The 17,154-nt window shown below is 73.5% G+C and carries 19 protein-coding genes; 12 read left to right on the top strand and 7 right to left on the bottom strand.

All coding sequences use genetic code 11. From position 1 onward, the window contains the following. Positions 1-4: 4 nt before the first annotated feature. Positions 5-2,599: a beta-d-glucosidase gene (locus tag LEP48_RS02250; RefSeq protein WP_308009953.1), complete on the bottom strand. Its 2,595-nt coding sequence runs from the start codon at positions 2,597-2,599 to the stop codon at positions 5-7. A gap of 114 nt (positions 2,600-2,713) precedes the next feature. Between LEP48_RS02250 and LEP48_RS02245 the strand changes: the two genes are divergently transcribed. The 3 genes from LEP48_RS02245 (at position 2,714) to LEP48_RS02235 (ending at position 4,686) form a co-directional block, all read left to right on the top strand. Continuing rightward, positions 2,714-3,352 (top strand): TetR/AcrR family transcriptional regulator, encoded by a 639-nt coding sequence (locus LEP48_RS02245; RefSeq protein WP_225563881.1) that lies wholly within the window; start codon positions 2,714-2,716, stop codon positions 3,350-3,352. A 114-nt stretch (positions 3,353-3,466) separates the two neighbouring features. Beyond that, on the top strand, positions 3,467-4,327 hold the full coding sequence (locus tag LEP48_RS02240) for a hypothetical protein (RefSeq protein WP_225563880.1): 861 nt from the start codon (positions 3,467-3,469) through the stop codon (positions 4,325-4,327). After that, positions 4,318-4,686: a GntR family transcriptional regulator gene (locus LEP48_RS02235; RefSeq protein ID WP_308009952.1), complete on the top strand. Its 369-nt coding sequence runs from the start codon at positions 4,318-4,320 to the stop codon at positions 4,684-4,686. Before LEP48_RS02240 ends, LEP48_RS02235 begins: the two co-directional genes overlap by 10 nt. A gap of 153 nt (positions 4,687-4,839) precedes the next feature. Here LEP48_RS02235 and LEP48_RS02230 read toward each other — a convergent pair whose 3' ends face one another. From LEP48_RS02230 to LEP48_RS02215, 4 genes are all read right to left on the bottom strand, one after another. Further along, a complete protein-coding gene (locus tag LEP48_RS02230; RefSeq protein ID WP_225563878.1) occupies positions 4,840-5,364 on the bottom strand; it encodes a hypothetical protein in 525 nt (174 codons plus the stop codon). A 108-nt stretch (positions 5,365-5,472) separates the two neighbouring features. Continuing rightward, positions 5,473-7,077: a DUF7059 domain-containing protein gene (locus tag LEP48_RS02225; protein WP_225563877.1), complete on the bottom strand. Its 1,605-nt coding sequence runs from the start codon at positions 7,075-7,077 to the stop codon at positions 5,473-5,475. A gap of 17 nt (positions 7,078-7,094) precedes the next feature. Next, positions 7,095-7,679: a hypothetical protein gene (locus LEP48_RS02220; protein WP_225563876.1), complete on the bottom strand. Its 585-nt coding sequence runs from the start codon at positions 7,677-7,679 to the stop codon at positions 7,095-7,097. A 117-nt stretch (positions 7,680-7,796) separates the two neighbouring features. After that, positions 7,797-8,516 (bottom strand): hypothetical protein, encoded by a 720-nt coding sequence (locus LEP48_RS02215; protein WP_225563875.1) that lies wholly within the window; start codon positions 8,514-8,516, stop codon positions 7,797-7,799. 87 nt (positions 8,517-8,603) lie between these two features. Here LEP48_RS02215 and LEP48_RS02210 point away from each other — a divergent pair, with 87 nt between their 5' ends. From LEP48_RS02210 to LEP48_RS02180, 7 genes are all read left to right on the top strand, one after another. Continuing rightward, positions 8,604-9,146, top strand: a complete 543-nt coding sequence (locus tag LEP48_RS02210) for a DinB family protein (RefSeq protein WP_308009950.1) — start codon at positions 8,604-8,606, stop codon at positions 9,144-9,146. Positions 9,147-9,187: 41 nt separating this feature from the next. After that, positions 9,188-9,622 carry a hypothetical protein gene (locus LEP48_RS02205; RefSeq protein WP_225563874.1) on the top strand — a complete coding sequence of 145 codons (435 nt, stop codon included), beginning with the start codon at positions 9,188-9,190 and terminating at the stop codon, positions 9,620-9,622. Between the two features lie 66 nt (positions 9,623-9,688). Beyond that, on the top strand, positions 9,689-10,171 hold the full coding sequence (locus tag LEP48_RS02200) for a hypothetical protein (protein WP_225563873.1): 483 nt from the start codon (positions 9,689-9,691) through the stop codon (positions 10,169-10,171). Positions 10,172-10,964: 793 nt separating this feature from the next. Beyond that, a complete protein-coding gene (locus LEP48_RS02195) occupies positions 10,965-11,393 on the top strand; it encodes an Hsp20/alpha crystallin family protein (RefSeq protein WP_225563872.1) in 429 nt (142 codons plus the stop codon). A gap of 101 nt (positions 11,394-11,494) precedes the next feature. Next, the gene (locus LEP48_RS02190; RefSeq protein WP_225563870.1) at positions 11,495-11,656 is read left to right on the top strand and encodes a hypothetical protein; all 162 of its coding nucleotides are present in this window, start codon (positions 11,495-11,497) and stop codon (positions 11,654-11,656) included. A gap of 87 nt (positions 11,657-11,743) precedes the next feature. Further along, positions 11,744-12,076 carry an ArsR/SmtB family transcription factor gene (locus tag LEP48_RS02185; protein ID WP_225563869.1) on the top strand — a complete coding sequence of 111 codons (333 nt, stop codon included), beginning with the start codon at positions 11,744-11,746 and terminating at the stop codon, positions 12,074-12,076. Next, a complete protein-coding gene (locus tag LEP48_RS02180; RefSeq protein ID WP_225563868.1) occupies positions 12,073-12,762 on the top strand; it encodes a cation efflux transmembrane domain-containing protein in 690 nt (229 codons plus the stop codon). Before LEP48_RS02185 ends, LEP48_RS02180 begins: the two co-directional genes overlap by 4 nt. Positions 12,763-12,779: 17 nt before the next feature. Here the strand turns inward: LEP48_RS02180 and LEP48_RS02175 are convergent, their stop codons facing one another. Continuing rightward, a complete protein-coding gene (locus tag LEP48_RS02175) occupies positions 12,780-13,154 on the bottom strand; it encodes a VOC family protein (RefSeq protein ID WP_225563867.1) in 375 nt (124 codons plus the stop codon). Between the two features lie 113 nt (positions 13,155-13,267). On the opposite strand from LEP48_RS02175, the gene LEP48_RS02170 reads away from it, so the two are divergent. Next, on the top strand, positions 13,268-14,257 hold the full coding sequence (locus LEP48_RS02170) for a hypothetical protein (RefSeq protein ID WP_225563866.1): 990 nt from the start codon (positions 13,268-13,270) through the stop codon (positions 14,255-14,257). Next, on the top strand, positions 14,254-14,820 hold the full coding sequence (locus tag LEP48_RS02165) for a DinB family protein (protein WP_225563865.1): 567 nt from the start codon (positions 14,254-14,256) through the stop codon (positions 14,818-14,820). Before LEP48_RS02170 ends, LEP48_RS02165 begins: the two co-directional genes overlap by 4 nt. Positions 14,821-14,829: 9 nt before the next feature. On the opposite strand, the gene LEP48_RS02160 is transcribed toward LEP48_RS02165, so the two are convergent. Next, a complete protein-coding gene (locus LEP48_RS02160; protein ID WP_225563864.1) occupies positions 14,830-17,118 on the bottom strand; it encodes a sodium-translocating pyrophosphatase in 2,289 nt (762 codons plus the stop codon). Positions 17,119-17,154 lie beyond the last annotated feature (36 nt).

Below are 17,154 nucleotides of genomic sequence, written 5' to 3'. Positions count from 1 at the left end.
GGATTCAGATCTCGGTCCGGCGCACGAGCTCGACGTCGAGCCGCAGGTCCCGCACGGAGCGGCCCGCGCGCAGCCGGTACGCGCCCGGCGGGGTGGTCCAGGCGCCGGCCGCGACGTCCCACGTCTCCAGCGCACGCGCCGGGACGCGCACGGTCGCGGTCACCGTCTCGCCCGGCGCGGCGTCCGCGACGGCGAAGCCCCCGAGCCAGCGGACGGGTCGCGCGGGGTCCGCCGCGGCCACCTCCGCGCCCGGCTCGACGTACACCTGCACCACCTCGCGCCCCGGGCGCGGGCCCGTGTTACGCACGGTGACCCGCAGCTCGACGTCCTGCCTGGCGCCCTCGGGGGCGCCCGTCAGCGTCGCCCCCTCGTACTCCCAGGTGGTCCAGCCCAGCCCGTGCCCGAAGGGCGCGGCCGGGGCCGGCGCGCCCGGGCGCTCCCACGCCCGGTACCCGACGTCGAGGCCCTCGGCGTAGTCCACGACACCGTCCGCCGGGACCGCGTGGGGCACCGGCACGTCCGCCTCGCGGGCGGGCAGGGTCCAGGGCAGCCGCCCGGAGGGCTCGGTGGCGCCGGTGAGCACGTCGGCGAGCGCCGTGCCCGCCTCCTGCCCGGGCAGCCAGCCCCACAGCACGGCGGGGGCGTCGTCGTACCAGGGCAGCACCACCGGGGCGCCGGCGTTGACGACCACGACGGTGCGCGGGTTCGCCGCGAGCACGCGGCGCACCAGCTCGTCCTGGTTGCCGGGCAGCGCGAGGCCGGTGCGGTCGAATCCCTCGGACTCCACCTCGTGCGTGGTGCCCACGACGACGACGGCCACGTCCGCGGCGCTCGCGGCCGCGGCGGCGACGGCCAGCTCGTCGTCGGCCGACGGCCCGGGCAGCCGGTGCACGAGCAGGCCGCGCACGAACCGGTCGTACCCGACCGGGTGCACCACCTGCAGGTCCGCCTCGAGCAGCACGCCCTCGACAGCGCCCTCCACAGCGCCCTCCACGAGGGTGGTGGCGGCGATCGGGTGGTTGTGGCCGGAGGCGAGGATGACGTCCTCGCGGGCGACGACGTCGCCCGCGGAGACGAGGCGCCCGTCGACCGTCACCCGGTGCACGCCCACGGTGCCGACCCCCAGCTCGTGGGTGCCCGGCTCGTCGAGGCGCACACGGGCGCGCAGACGCAGCGTGACGTCGTGGGGCCCGACGTCGTGCGCCCAGCCGTCCCAGGAGGTGCGGGTCCGTGCACGGCGCACCCGGCCATCGGCGTCGAGCAGCTCGACGCGCAGCCCCGGCTCACCGGTCACGGGGTCGGTGCAGCGCGTCAGGTCGAGCTCCGGCGGGTTGCGCAGCACGCGGGAACCCGCGACGACGTCGACGACCGAGCCCGCGAGCAGCGTCTCGCGGAGCGCGTCGGCCGGGTACGAGAGGCGGTCGGGCACGACGAACGACGAGCCGCCGCCCTGGAAGAACGGCTCGACGGCGTGCGCGCCGAGCAGCGCGACGCGCAGCGGGGCGGCGGCGAACGGGACCAGGCCGGCGTCGTCCTTGAGCACCACGGTCGAGCGGGCGACGAGCTCGCGCAGCAGCGCCGAGGAGTCCTCCGCAGTGCGCGGGGTGTCGACGCGGGTTCCGGCGGTGGTGCCGTCGTCCGGCAGGCGCAGCCGCCCGACGCGGTGCGCGAGGCGCAGCAGGCGGCGGACCTTGTCGTCGAGCTCGGACTCGGCGACCACGTCGGCGTGGACCGCGGCGAGCAGGCCGTCGCCCCAGGGCCCGTCCGGCCCGGGCATCTGCAGGTCGAGGCCGCCGCGGACGGCCGCGGCCACGGACCCGGTGGCGACCCAGTCGCTCACGACGAGTCCGTCGAACCCCCACTCGTCCTTGAGGACGCCGGTGAGCAGGGGGCGGTGCTCCAGCGCGGGCGCCGTGGCCCCGCCGCCGTCGATGCCGCTGTAGGCGCCCATGACGCTCCAGGCACCGGCCCGCACGAGCCGCTCGAACGGCGCGAGGTACGCCTCGCGCAGCGTGCGCTCGTCGACGCGCGCGAGGTAGCGGGTGCGGTCCGTCTCCGAGTCGTTGGCCACGTAGTGCTTCACGCACATCCCCACGCCCCGCTGCTGCGCGGCGACGACGAGCGCGACGGCGATCTCCGCGGTCAGGTGCGGGTCCTCGGAGTAGCACTCGAAGTGCCGGCCGCCCACCGGGGTGCGCTGCAGGTTCACCTGCGGGGCGAGCACCATGTCGACGTCGTGGCGGCGGGCCTCGGCGGCGAACAGCGCGCCGACGCGGCGGGCGAGGACGACGTCCCAGGTGGCCGACAGCGCGGACGGTGCGGGCAGCATCGCGGAGCTGTCGCGGGCCTCCGGGTCGCGCACGCCGACCGGGCCGTCAGTCATGAGCACGCGGTCCAGACCGATGCGCTCGACCGGTGTGGTGGCCCACATCGAGGCGCCGACGACGAGCGAGACCTTCTCGTCCAGCCGCAGGTCGGCGACGAGCGCGTCGAGCTGCACGTCGAGCGGGTCGCGCCGCTCTGGCTGCTCGGGCTGCTCGGGCTGCTCGGGCTGCTCGGGCTGCCCCGCGGCGATGTGTGCGGTCGTCTGCGTCGACACCCGGCGTCCTCCTTCGTCCCGTCGCCGTCGCCGTCGGCGGCGCCGGCGACGTCGTCATCGAACCACACTTACTAACAAGTAAGTAAGTAGGCAAGGTCACAGTATGGTGACGGCATGGCAGACGGCTCCCGCCCGCGGCGGGCACGACCCCCACGCTCCGAGCGGCGTGAGGAGATCCTCGGCGCGGCGACGCGCGTGTTCGGCTCGAAGGGCTACCACGCCGGCTCCCTGGTCGACGTGGCGGAGCAGGTCGGGATCACGCACGCGGGCGTGCTGCACCACTTCGGCAGCAAGGACAAGCTCCTGTGGGCAGTGCTGGAGTACCGGGACCGGCTCGACGTCGAGCATCTCGAGGGCCAACACATCCCCGGCGGCCTCGACCTGTTCCGGCACCTCGTCACCACCGCCGGCATGAACGCGGAACGCCGCGGCATCGTGCAGGCCTACTCCGTGCTCACCGGCGAGTCCGTGACCGACGGCCACCCCGCCGCGGCGTGGGTCACCGAACGGTTCGCCGTCCTGCGGCGCGAGATCGCCGACGCCCTGATCGAGGTCGCCGCCGAGCGTGAGGTGTCGATCGGCCACGACCGTGCGCTCCGCGTCGCCAGCACCGTCATCGGCGTCATGGACGGTCTGCAGGTGCAGTGGCTCCTCGACCCCGACGCCGTCGACCTCGCCACGGAGACGGCGTTCGCCATCGAGGCGATCCTCGCGGCGGCGCTCGCCGGGTCCGAGGCGCCGCGCCTCGACTGAGCCCGGACGCGCCGCCGCCTGGCCCTCGAGCCGCCTACTTGTATCGATGGCTTGACACAAGTGGGGCCCGTGGACTTGTATCGCCATGTTGATACAAGCAAACGGGGGACGTCGATGTCGATGGTGCTGCTGCTCGGAGTGCTCGCGATAGCGGGGGCGGTCGGCGTGCTCGCCGCGCTGGGGCGTCGTGACGACGTCCAACCGGCCAGGGAGGGCCACCTCGTCCGGGCGACCCGGCTGGTCGGCGTCCTCGGTGGTGGGGTCCTGGCGGCATACGTGGCCGACACGGACATTCTCGGCGGGTACGGCATCGACATGATGGCAGCGCCTGCCGTCTTCGGCCTCGTGGTGCTCGTGTGCGTCACGCTCGGCGAGACGGTGGTGCGGCCGCGGCGGCCCACCGGTCCCCGATCGGCGTCCCTCCGGCACCGCAGGGTCGTCGACTACCTACCCAGGCGGACGACCTGGGCGGTGGCGGTCGTCCTGGCAGCGCTCGCCGCGACGCTCGCGTTCACGACCGCGACCGCGGGATACGACGACTTCGTCGGCGGGATGCGCCAGCTCGAATGCTCCGGTCCGGGTGTCGGCGCCGCACGGGGCCCGTACCCCGGGTCCTTCTACAGCATCCCGCTCGCGGTGATCCTGGCCGTGGTGCTGCTCGTCGCCGCGGTGGCAGCCCGTCGCGTGGTACGTCGCCCGCGAGGACTGGCGACGACCGGCCACAACGACGACCAGCTCCGGAAGCGGTCGCTCGCGGCCATCGTGGCGGCGACCGGCGTGACGGTGTGCTTCAGCCACGTCGGGATCGCCGTGACCGCCGCCAGTGCGCTCGTCGGCCTCCACCTCTGCGCGCCGTGGTGGGCCGCACCCGCCGGCTGGGTGATCGGGCTGAGCGCCGTCCCGGCACTGCTCCTCGGCCCGTGGTGCCTGGTGCGCGTAGCTCTCGGCGACTCATGGGGGCGGGCGTGGAACTGACCGTCGACCCGGACGACCCGACGCCACCGTACGAGCAGCTGCGTCGCCAGCTCAGCGACCTGATCGGTGCCGGCCGGCTCGCCGAGAACCACCGCCTGCCACCCGTACGCCAGCTCGCCGGCGATCTCGGCCTGGCGGTCGGCACCGTGGCACGCGCCTACCGCGAGCTCGAGCAGGCCGGCCAGCTCGTCTCCCGACGCGGCGCCGGGACCCGGGTCGCGGCCCGCGGGCCGGGCACCCGTGACCCTCTCGCTCAGCTCGCCGACGAGCTCGTCGCGCGGGCCCGTGCGCTGGGATACGACGACGACCAGATCGCTGGCTCCGTGCAGGGTGCGGTCCGCCGCCGACGCGGCGACTGAGGTCTTGCTCAGACGGCCCCGGAACCCGGCCGAGGCCGTCGAGGCAGCGCGAGATCACAGGATCGAGGCGCCGCGCCTCGACCGGGCCCGGACGCACCGCTGCCCCGCCCTCGAGGACCGAGGACGGGGCAGCAGCGAACGGTGCGGGGAAGGTCAGCAGTTGACGCCGGTGTACGTGCCCACGGCCTGGGCGGCCTCGGAGAACTCCGTGCCGTTCATCAGCGCCATCGCGTCGGACACCTTGGTCATGGACTCGGGGTCGGTCGGGTTCTCGACGACCTCGCCCAGACCGTCGGTGACGGCGCGGAACGACGTCGCGAGGGTGTTCCAGTCGTCCGCGATCTCGGCCGGCGGGTTGTCGACCGCCTCGAGCGTCCCGGTGAGCTCCTCGAGCTGCGCCACCGCGGCCTCGGGCTCGCTGGGGTCGATGGCCGACATCGTGCTCGAGGCCTCGGTGAGCACCTGCGACGCGCCGCAGACGTCGTCACCGGCGACGTCGGTGCCCTCGGCGGGCGCCTCCTCCTCGGCGGGCGTCTCTTCTGCAGGGGCCGACTGCTCGGTGGTGGCAGCCTCGGCGCCCTGGTCGTCGTCCGACCCGCCGCAGGCAGCGAGCCCCAGGGCGAGCACGACGCTCGTCGCCAGGGCAGCGGTACGGGTGGCGGTCTTGTGGGTGCGCATGACTCCATGGTCCCCCACGTGGGCGGGGCGTGTCGCCCCCGTAGCACGGGCAGGAGTGCCCATGTGAGCCTCGTCACCGCCGGCCCGGCGGCCCCACCTGCGAGGGGGTCAGGTAGCCGGCCGGAGGAAGCCGTCCCGCACGAGGTTGCGCGCGGCGGGCAGCAGCTCGGCACCCAGGTCGACGGCCGAGACGTCGAACAGTCCCGCGATCGCGCCCACGATCTGGCCCACGGTCAGCTCGCCGTCACACACGCCGACGAACGCCGCCAGCGCCGTCGAGGCGTGGACCCCGCGCCCGAGCCCGTCGCCCTGACGCACGACGATGACGTTCGGGTCCGCCGCGCCCGGCGTGAGGTAACGCTCCTCGGTGACGTCGTCGGCCACCACCAGGCGGGCGGCCGCGAGCGCCGCGTCGTCGCGCGCCTCGAGCCAGTCGTGGGCCGCGAGCGACGCCGCGAGGTGCGCGCCGAGCGGCTGGCGCACCGGGCCCGCGTGCTCCTCGAGCCGGCGCAGCGACGGCCGGTGACCGTCCAGCGGCCGGCGGAGCGTGATGATGCCGAAGCCGACGGCCTCGACGTCACGCGCGGCGAAGTCGTCGAGCCAGGCCCCGTATGCGGCGGCCCACGCGGCCGCGTCCCGCTCGGGCGTCGTCCCGCCGTCGCGGATCCAGGTCTCGGCGTACTCGGCCACGTCGAGGAGCTCGCGCTGGATCACCCAGCCGTCCAGGCCCGCGCCGTCGAGCGCGTCGTCCAACCAGGCGCCGACCCGCTCCGTCCACGGCTCGCCGCGGCGGTGCTCCCAGTTGCCGAGGAGCTGCGCCACCCCGCCCGGGGCGAGCACCGCGCCGACGCCCGTGACGAGGTCACGGACGAGGTCGTCGCCCGCCCGCCCGCCGTCGCGGTACTCGTAGTCGCCGAGAGCGTCCGCGACGGCCCTGCCCGGCGCGCCCGAGTGCGGCGTGATGACGAACGGCGGGTTGGACACGACCAGGTCGAACTGCTCGCCGGCGACGGGCTCGAGCATCGACCCGGAGCGCAGCTCCACGGCGCCGGCGTCGCCCAGGTTCAGCGCGGAGTTGAAGCGCGCGAAGTCCAGCGCGCGGGCTGAGATGTCCGTGCCGACCACGTAGCGCGCGTGCCGCGAGGCGTGCAGCGCCTGGATCCCGCAGCCCGTGCCCAGGTCGAGGACGCGACCCACCGGCGACCGCATCGTCACCTGAGCGAGCGTCGTCGACGCCCCGCCGGCACCCAGCACGTGATCGGTACCCAGCCTGCCGCCCGTGACCAGCTCCCCGAGATCGCTCGACAGCCACCAGGACACGTCGCCACCGGCGTCGGCGGCCGCGTACGGGCGCAGGTCCACGGCCGCCCGCACCGTGTCGTCGTCCCCGCGGCCCGCCGCCGTGACCAGCCCCAGACGCTCGGCTCCGGCCGCGCCGAGACGCGGCAGCGCGCGGTCCAGCGCGGCGCGCGGGACGCCGTCGCCCAGCAGGAAGAGCGAGGCCAGCGCGGCCCGCGGGTCGGCACCTGCACCGGCAAGGACCCGGCGCGCGGGGACCGCCTGGTCACGGTGCAGGGCCGCCGAGGCGAGGTCGCCCAGCAGGTCTCCCACGCCGTCGACGGTGTAGGACGCGGCGTCGAGGTCGGCCCGCAGGGTCGCGACGAGGCGCGCGCCGTCCGCACCGGGCAGCTCGCCCGCCCCCGGCGGGGTCACGCCGGTCGGGGTCGGCGTCACTGGGGGCCGCAGGTCGTGTTCAGGTAGGCCGTGACGTCCTTGGCGGCCGCCGTGGCACGGGCGGTGTCGTCCGCGCCGATCGCGTCGGCCATGGCCGTGCTCACGGCGTTCACGTCGTCCTCGTCCACGTCGTCGAAGGCCACGACGGCGTCACGCAGGTAGTTCGCCATCGTGGTCCACGCCGGGGCGACCTCCTCGGTCGGCTCGGCCGACGTCACCGCCCGGTGACCGCTCCGGAAGCTCTCGACCAGGGCTCGCGGGTGCTCGGGGCTCAGGTCCACCAGCGCGCGGTTGGTCGCCGCCCAGGCGGTCTGCAGCTCGGCGCAGCGCTCCGCGTCGACCGCACCCTCGGACGGCTCCGCGCTCGGCGACGGCGACGGCTTCTCGCCGTCGTCCTTCGGGCCCGGCTCACCGTCGCCGCCGATGTGCGCGTCGGCCGGGATGGAGATCGCGGGCGCCGGCTCGACCACGGGCTCCGCGGGCTCGTCCCCGCCCCCGCACCCGCTCAGGGCGAGGCTCGCACCCAGCACGCTCACCGCCAGTGCAGCGAGTCGTCGAGGGGTCGTGGAGGGCCGGCGCATCCCACCATGGTGAACTACGCCGCGGACACGGCAAAAGCCGAGGGGCCCGCAGGTGAGGCGACTCACGTCCGCCGGGGGGCCGGCGCAGCGCCCCGGACGGCGTGCGGACCGCCGGGATCAGTCCGTGCTGCTGCCGTCCGAGCCTTCGCTCGACGCGTCGTCCTCAGCACCGGAACCGGACTCGGAATCGGACCCGGACTCGGACTCGGACCCGGCGTCGTCCTTCTCCGCCTCGTCGGACTTCTCGGACGACTCCGAGCCCGCCGACTCGTCCGACTCCGGCTCGGAGGGTGAACTTGACGGCTCCTCCGAGGCCCCGCAGCCCGCCTTGAGGTACGTGGTGACCTTGTCGGACGCCTGGGTCATCGCGGTGGTGTCCAGGTCGCTCAGGGCTTCTTTGACCGCCACCTGCACGTAGGCGTCGCCGCCCGCGGCCTCGACGGCCTGCGCCACGGTGGCGAGGTACTCGCCCACCACCTCCCACTCGTCGACGATCGCCGTCGGCGGGCTCACCGTGACGACGGCGTCACGCGCCGCGACGAATCCCTGACGCAGGCTCTGCGGGTCCTCGGACGACATGGTGACCTGCGCCGACGCCGCCTGGGCCCATGCCTGCTGCGCCTCGGCGCACGTCACCGGCGGACCGTCCGCGACACCGGCGACCGCGTCCGCACCCGCCACCGACCCGGTCAGCACTCCGGTGCCCAGACCCGCCAGGAGTGCGACAGCCCCGCTGGCGGCGAGCACCGGGGGGCGGGCCCACGCACCCGTGAGCGGTCGTCGCAGGCCGCGACGGTTCTGCCGGCGTGCCGTGCGCCGAGACCTGGACCCCGTCATGTCCGTGAACAGTACCGGCATCCGCACAGGGCCAGTGCCCTGGCCTCGAGGCTTGACCCAGCGCCGGAGTTCCGCCACATTTTGCGCGTGACCCGAACTGCGCCCGGCATGTGGGCGGACCCCCAGGACGATCCCCGCGTGACCGGATACGACCCGGTTGGTGAGAAGGAGACGCTCTGGGAGTACCTGTGCCGGTATCGCATGACGCTCGTGCTCAAGTGCGAGGACCTCGACGCGTCGCAGCTCGCACGCCGCTCCGTGCCGCCGTCGACGCTCTCGCTGCTCGGGCTGGTGCGGCACCTCGCGAACGTCGAGCACCACTGGTTCCGCCGCGTGCTGCAGGGCGGCGCCGAGCGGGGGCCGTTCGAGATGGCAGGCTTCCCCGACATCGACTTCGACGGCGCGCTGCCTGACGACGGGTGCGTCGACGAGGCCTGGGCCGCCTGGCACCATGCCGTGGAGGTCGCCGACGACTGGATGATGGGCGAGGAGCTCGGCCGCGAGGTGCCGTTCGACGGCGGCAGCGTCGAGGTGCGCGACGTCATCCTGCACGTCACCGAGGAGTACGCGCGGCACATGGGTCACGCCGATCTGCTGCGCGAGTGCATCGACGGACGAACCGGGCAGTAGCCGACCAGCGCGGCCCGTCGCCGTGCGAGGAGGAAGTTCGCATGGGCGTGTCGTACACGTACTTCGCCGCCGAGGACGACACCCGCGCCGGTGCCGCGGTCGACGACGGACCGGGGGACACCCTGGCGCCGGTCGTGATGGCGTTCGACCCGGTCGTGCAGGCACGCACGCTGATGGCGCTCCTCGCGGACGGCGCGTACGACGCGACCACCCGTGACGCCGACTGGGCCAGGCTCGTCAGTCCGCCCGACCACGAGTGGGCCTGGGTGGTCTCGATGCCCGCGTCGTTCACCGCCGCGCTGGCCGAGGCGACGCCCGAGCGTGTGGCCGAGGTGGCGGTGCCGTGGTCCCGGACCGACGAGTTCGGCGGGACCGCCTCGCCCGAGGACCTGCTGCCCGTCCTGCACTCCTGGCGCGACCTCGCGCGGACGACCACCGCGCGTGACCTGGGCCTGTACTGCTGGACGACCCTGTAGGTCCACGCGGGTGCGCACGCCGCAATGACGTCGACCGCACGGGGCAGCAGTGCCACACTCCCGGACATGCCCGACGACGAGCTGCCCGGTGCCACGCCCCACCTTCACCTGGGGCGCGTGCTGCGTGTCCGCGAGACGACCTGCGACGTGTGGCACGACGGCGCCGTCACCTCGGTCGCGTTCGCGCCGATGTTCCCCTCCCCGCGCACGGAACGGGTGTCGCCCGGCCACCTCGTCGCCGTGGCGACCGGCGGCGACGGGCGAGGGGTCGTGGTGTGGCGGTGGTACGACGCCGTGGTGCTCGGCGAGGAGAGCGACGGATCGGTGCACCTGTGGGAACCCGCCCACGGAGAGGTCGTCGCCGCGCCGCGCGCCGGCTACCGCCCCCAGGAACCCGGCGCCCGGGCCTACGCGTCAGCGGGGCTGCCGGGCGCCGACTGGTGGGTCGCCGAGGCGGTGAGCCCGTCGGGCTCCGAGCCCACCGCCGACGTCGACGAGGTCGAGGCCTTCTACACGCGTCACGGGCTCTGGTCGGCAGCACTTGGCTGAGGCGGGCCGGTCGAGCCGCTTCAGCCCCACCGCGATTCTCCACCGGTGGGCTTCGGGGAACCGGTGAGCCACGGTCGTCGTGTCCGCGGCTAGGCTCTGCGCCGTGAGCACCACGACGACGACGTCGGACGAAGCAGCGGAGACCGCGTCTCACACGGCGCCAGCTCCAGAACTCCCGCGGCGACATCGTGCACCTCGTGTGCTGCCGGGCACCGACCTGGGATGTCGCCATATACGGTATGGAGGCCGGGAACATCGATCTCGCCGCTGAGGTGCTCTGCACCATGTGCGCCGACGAGGCGGAGGACCGCCTCCCGGGCTGGTCGACGAAGGATCCGCGACTGTGTCCGTGGGAGCGCCGGCCGTGCCCGGACGACCATGAGCTGGACCTGCGGATCCTGCGTGAGGTCAGCCCGAGCTGAGCCGCAGAGCGGACTTCGCTCCACCGGCGGGCGAAGTGCATCGCCCGCCAGACGTGGAACGGCGGGCTGGTCAGAGGTCCAGCATCGTCAGCGCGACCTGATCGGCGGCCGCGTCGGGGATCGTCGTCGAGGCCCGATCGAGGACGAGGAGGCGCGCACCGGGGATCTCGTATGCGAGCGACCGACGGGACGGAAACTCATCGGCCCTTTGTGGGGACGGCCCCCGGCGTTCGCTGTCGGCGATCGGAGTCGCCTGGCACTCCCAGGGTCCGAGTGCTAAAACATCTCTGTAGCCAGCGTGCCGGAGGGCCCGGCACGTCGATCGCGGGCAGGGCCGCACGTCGCGGCCCTCATCGAGGAGGTGGTGCGCGATGGCTACCTACTGGGACCCGTTCCAGGAGATGGATCGGCTGTTCGGATCGTTGGCGCTCAACAACCGGAACGCGCCGACCATGCCGATGGACCTCTTTCGCGAGGGGGACCACTACGTCCTCGCGGTCGACCTGCCCGGCATCGACCCCGGCAGCATCGACGTCTCGTGCGAGGACCGCACGCTGACGATCCGTGCCGAGCGGACGCCTCGGTCCGCCGAGGGTCAGTGGCTGCTGCGAGAGCGCCAGTCGGGCACGGTGGCGCGTCAGCTCACCCTCGGGCGAGGCCTGGCGCTCGACCAGATCAGCGCCTCGTACGCCGACGGCGTGCTCACCCTCACGATCCCGGTGTCTGAAGAGGCCAGGCCGCGGCGCATCGAGGTCAGCCACTCCGCTGGTACGCCCACGGCGATCGAGGCAGGGAGCTGATCCCGGACGCGAGCCGGTGACGCCCGCGGTCTCACCGCCCACGGGCGTCACCGGCTCCGCACGTCTGACCAGCCCCTCCCCGGACCTTGAAGGACTCGACGATGCCGACGAACACCTCCACGCCCTCTCCGACGATGCACGCTTCCCGCGCAGGAAGCCCGGCCTCTCCCCCGACGGCGACGATGCCGCTGATCGAACGGGTCGTCCTCTGGTACCTGGACCGGGTGGGCCACGACGGAGGCGCGCAGCGGGCCACCGGCTGAGACGCGGCTGGCCCGGCCAAGGTCGCGCCGCCGTTCAGCATCGATACACGGTGTTCTGGATTCAGGAGTCCGTGTACTGTCACGGTCATGGAGACCGTGACCCTCACCCACACCGCCGCGCTCGCGCGGCTGGGGCACGCGCTGTCGGACGAGACACGCACCCGGATCATGCTCACGCTGCGCGAGGCCCCGGCCTACCCGTCGGACCTGGCCGAGGCCCTCGGCGTCTCACGACAGGTCATGTCCAACCAGCTCGCGTGCCTGCGCGGATGCGGGCTGGTCGAGGCGGTGCCCGACGGTCGCCGCACCTGGTACCGGCTGGCCGATTCCCATCTCGCACCGGCTCTGAACGACCTGCTGCGCCTGGTCGTGACCGTCGACCCGACGTGCTGCTCGTCCGAAGGATGCACCTGCCGATGACCTCGGTCTCGCGCCACCCCGCACCGCTGCCGGCCGAGCGTCGACACGTCCTGGAACGACGGGTGCGCTGGATCGTCACCGCGACGATCAGCTACAACGTGGTCGAGGCCGTCGTCGCGATCACCGCCGGGCGCACGGCCTCGTCCGCGGCGCTGGTCGGGTTCGGGTTGGACTCCGTCGTCGAGGTGCTGTCGGCGGCCGCCGTCGCCTGGCAGTTCGCCGCGCCCGACCCGCACCGGCGTGAGCGCGTCGCCATGCGCCTCATCGCCGTCTCGTTCTTCGGTCTGGCGCTGTTCGTCTCCGTCGACGCGATCCGCACCCTGTTCGGGGCGGCGGAGCCTGACCACTCGACCGTCGGCATCATCCTCGCGGCCGCCAGCCTGGCCGTCATGCCGACCCTGTCCTGGTTCGAGCACCGCACAGGGTCCGAGCTGGGCTCCGCCTCCGCCGTCGCCGACTCCAGGCAGACACTGCTGTGCACGTACCTGTCCGCCGTCCTCCTGGTCGGCCTCGTCCTCAACTCCGTGTGGGGCTGGACGTGGGCGGACCCCCTTGCCGCACTCGCCATCGCCGGGTTCGCCGTCAAGGAGGGCGTCGAGGCCTGGCGTGGCGACGCCTGCTGCACGCCCGTCGGGCCGCTCCTGCACCACGACGAGGACCGTGGGACCCGACACCCGGCAGAGTGAGCGCCGCGCCGCCGGCGTCAGTCGACGCAGAACTCGTTGCCCTCGACGTCCTGCATGGTGATGCACGACTCCTCCTCGCCGTCGGCGAGCTGCGTCCACAGGTGGGTCGCGCCGAGAGGCTCGAGGCGCGCCTGCTCGGCACGCAGCGCGGCGAGCCGCTCGTCGCCCACCAGCCCCGTGCCGACGCGGACGTCGAGGTGCACGCGGTTCTTGACGACCTTGCCCTCGGGGACGCGCTGGAAGTACATCCGCGGCCCCTCCCCGGTGGGGTCCTCCGCGACGTTCGTCGCGCCGTCGGGCATGACGTACCCCAGCACCTCGCACCAGAAGCGGGCGACGCGCTCCGGGTCCGCACAGTCGAACGTGACCTGAAACTTCCTCACCGTTGCCATGCGCCCACGCTAGGGGCCGCACGCCGGCCCGTCGAAGCCCATTTCGTCACCTCGGCCGTCCGGCCCCTCGTTCGGCGCGCCACCGGACGTCGCCGCCGGTAGCGTCCCAGAACATGATCCGCAGCGTCGCTGCCGCCGTCCTGGTCGTGCTCGCCGTGCTGGTCGCTGCGGTCATGATGCCCGCGCGGTACGTCGAGAACCACGTCCTCGACACCGAGCGCTACCTGGAGATGGTCGGACCGCTTGCCACGGAGCCCGCGGTGCAGGAGGCCGTCTCGCGCGCCCTCACCGCCGAGGTCACGGACCAGATCGACGTCGAGGCGTTCGTCGAGGAGACGCTCGCGGACGTCGCGGAGCGTGACCGGGTGCCCGACGCGATCACGCGCCTGTCCCCCGTCCTCGGCCCTGCGCTCGCGGACCAGGTCGACTCCCTCATCGCGCGCACCTCCGACCGCCTCGTCCGGTCGTCCGCGTTCACCACGCTGTGGATCAGCGCGAACGAGGTGAGCCACGGGACCGCCGTCCGGGTGCTCGAGCAGCGCGGCGGCGACGCCGTCGAGCTGGAGAACGGTGCCGTGACGGTCCAGCTTGACCCCCTCGTCGAGCGCGCGAAGCAGGCCCTCGTGGACCGCGGCCTCACCGTGGCGGAACGGATCGAGCCGCGGGGGCGCACGATCGTGCTGTTCGAGTCCGAGGACCTCGCCGCCGCCCAGGACGGCGTGCGCTGGGTGAACACGCTGACCCCCTGGCTCCCGCTCCTGCTGGTCGCCCTCGTCGCCGCCGCGGCCGCGGTCTCCCGCTCGGGTCGCCGCCTGCGCACCGTGGCCGTGGCCGGCGCGGCGATCGCCGTCGTGATGCTCGTGCTGCAGCTCGTGGTGCAGGTCGCGGGCGACCGCGCCCTCGAGTCCCTGGCGTCGACCGAGACCGGCATCGCGGCGGTCGCCCTGGCCGTCGAGGCCTTCTCGGCGCCGCTGCGGGCAGAGATCTGGTGGGTGTTCGCCGTCGCGTCGGCCGTCGCCCTGGTCTGCTTCCTGTGGCCCTGGGCCGCGCGGCGGCGAAGCCCCTTGTCGAGCGCCGCACCGAGCGGTCAAATGGAGCCATGACCGACTCTCAGAACCGCACCGCGCCCGACATGTGGGTCGACCCCGAGGACGACCCCCGCACCCAGTGGGCCGATCCGGTGGGCGAGCTGGAGACGCACTGGTCCTACCTGCGGTCGTACCGCGCCACCATCGAGATGAAGTGCGTCGACCTCGACGCCGAGCAGCTCGCCCGCAGGTCCGTGCCGCCGTCCACGCTCTCGCTCCTGGGACTGGTGCGGCACCTGGCCAAGGTGGAGCACACGTGGTTCCGGCGCGTGCTCCAGAGCCGGACCGATCTCCCGCGGCTCTACTCGACGGCGGAAGATCCCGACGCGGACTTCGACGGCGCCGTCGCCGACCCCGCCGTCGTCGAGGAGGCCTGGACCGCGTGGCGGCGCGAGGTCGAGGCCGCGGACGCCTGGCTGGCGACGCAGACCGACGCCGACATGGCGACCGTCGTCCTCCACCATGGCCGGCCGATGATCGTGCGCGACGTGCTGGAGCACATGGTCGAGGAGTACGCCCGCCACGCCGGGCACGCGGACCTGCTGCGGGAGTGCATCGACGGCCGCACGGGACAGTAGCGGGATGCTCTATCCCGCGTGGATGCTGGCGACCTCCGCCTCCTGCTCGCGGTCCACGCGGGCTGCGTGCAGCCGCGAGGCGATGACGGCACCGAAGGCGATGGCGGCCGCCAGGACGGCGATGCCGATGCGCAGCACCTGGTTCGCGTCGGCGGGCACGCTCAGCATGACGACGGCCGGGGCGATGAGCACGGACACGAGGTTCATCACCTTCAGCAGCGGGTTGATCGCCGGGCCGGCGGTGTCCTTGAACGGGTCACCGACCGTGTCGCCGATGACGGTCGCCGCGTGCGCCTCGGAGCCCTTGCCGCCGAACGCGCCGTCCTCGACGATCTTCTTCGCGTTGTCCCAGGCGCCGCCCGAGTTCGCGAGGAACACCGCCATGAGGACGCCGGCACCGATCGCACCGCCGAGGAACCCGGCCAGCGGCCCAACGCCGAGCCCGAACCCGACCGCGATCGGCGCGAACGCCGCCAGCAGACCGGGCGTCGCGAGCTCGCGCAGGGAGTCGCGGGTGCAGATGTCGACGACCTTGCCGTACTCGGGCCGCTCGTCGAACGTCATGATGCCGGGGTGCTCGCGGAACTGGCGGCGCACCTCGAAGACGATGGCCCCGGCGGCCCGCGTCACGGCGTCGATCGCGAGACCGGAGAACAGGAACACGGTGGCGGCGCCGAGGATCACCCCGACGAGCGTCACCGGCGAGATGATCTCGAAGCTCAGCATCGCGGGCACCAGCCCGGTGCCGACCTCCGTGACCTCGGCCAGGGCGGTCCCGACGGCGTCGGCGTAGGAGCCGAACAGCGCGGTCGCTGCCAGGACCGCCGTCGCGATGGCGATGCCCTTGGTGATGGCCTTCGTCGTGTTGCCGACGGCGTCGAGGTCGGTGAGGATCTGCGCACCCTCCTCGTCCACCTCGCCCGACATCTCGGCGATGCCCTGCGCGTTGTCGCTCACGGGGCCGAAGGTGTCCATGGCGACGATGACACCCACGGTGGTGAGCAGCCCGCAGCCCGCGAGCGCGACCAGGAACAGCGAGAGCCACAGCGAGCCGCCCGCGAGCAGGAAGACGCCGCAGATCGCGGCGGCGATGATGCCCGCCGTGTAGACGGCGGACTCGAAGCCGACCCCGATGCCCGACAGCACGACGGTGGCCGCGCCGGTGCGCGACGTCGCGGCCACGTGCAGCGTCGGCTTCGACGTCGTGCCGGTGAAGTAGCCGGTGATCCACAGGATGACGCCCGCGAGGACGACGCCGATGACGACGGCGAGCGAGGCGACGACGCGCGGGTCGGAGGTGACGTCGCCGAGGTCTGCGGTGCCGGACAGCTCGGAGAAGGAGGACGGCAGGTAGACGAACGCGGCGACGGCCGCCAGGAGGGCACCGACGACCGCGGAGATGTAGAAGCCGCGGTTGATCGCGGCCAGACCGTTCTCGTTGCCGCGCACCTTGGTGACGAGCACGCCGAGCACCGCGACGAACGCGCCGACCGCGGTGACGATCAGCGGGAAGACCAGGCCCTGCTCGCCCATGGCGGCCCTGCCCAGGATGAGGGCGGCGACCAGGGTCACGGCGTACGACTCGAACAGGTCGGCGGCCATGCCCGCGCAGTCGCCCACGTTGTCGCCCACGTTGTCGGCGATCGTCGCGGCGTTGCGCGGGTCGTCCTCGGGAATGCCCTGCTCGACCTTGCCCACGAGGTCCGCACCGACGTCGGCGGCCTTGGTGAAGATGCCGCCGCCGACGCGCATGAACATGGCCAGGAGCGCCGCGCCGAAGCCGAAGCCCTCCAGGACGGCGGGGGCGTCGGAGCGGTAGACGAGCACCACCAGCGCCGCACCGAGCAGCCCGAGCCCCACGACCGACATGCCGACGACGCCGCCGGTGCGGAAGGCGATGCGCGCACCCTCGGTGCGCCCGCCGGGCCGCGTCGCGGCCGACGCCACCCGGACGTTCGCGCGCACGGCGAGCCACATGCCGAGGTAACCGATCGCCGCGGAGAAACCGGCTCCGAAGAGGAACGCGATCGAGCGCCCCACCCGGATCCCGCCGTCGCCGGGAAGCAGGAAGAGCAGGGCGAAGACCACGACGGCGAACAGCGCGAGGGTGCGGAACTGCCGGCTCAGGTAGGCCGCCGCTCCCTCTTGCACGGCCTTGGCGATGTCCTGCATCCCCGGGCTGCCCTCGGGTGCGGCCAGGACCTGCTTGCGCAGGACCCCGGCGCACACCAGCGCGGCCAGCGCGATCACCCCGATGACCGCGACGATGATGATGCTGCTCGAACCGAACGTGAGCATCCGTCCTCCTTGACGTGCTGCTGCCTCGACCCGACC

The organism is Isoptericola luteus, assembly GCF_020297055.1.
Classification (GTDB): domain Bacteria; phylum Actinomycetota; class Actinomycetes; order Actinomycetales; family Cellulomonadaceae; genus Isoptericola; species Isoptericola luteus.
Note: the sequence above shows the minus strand (reverse complement) of the source record. Positions and strands in the feature narration are given on the sequence as shown.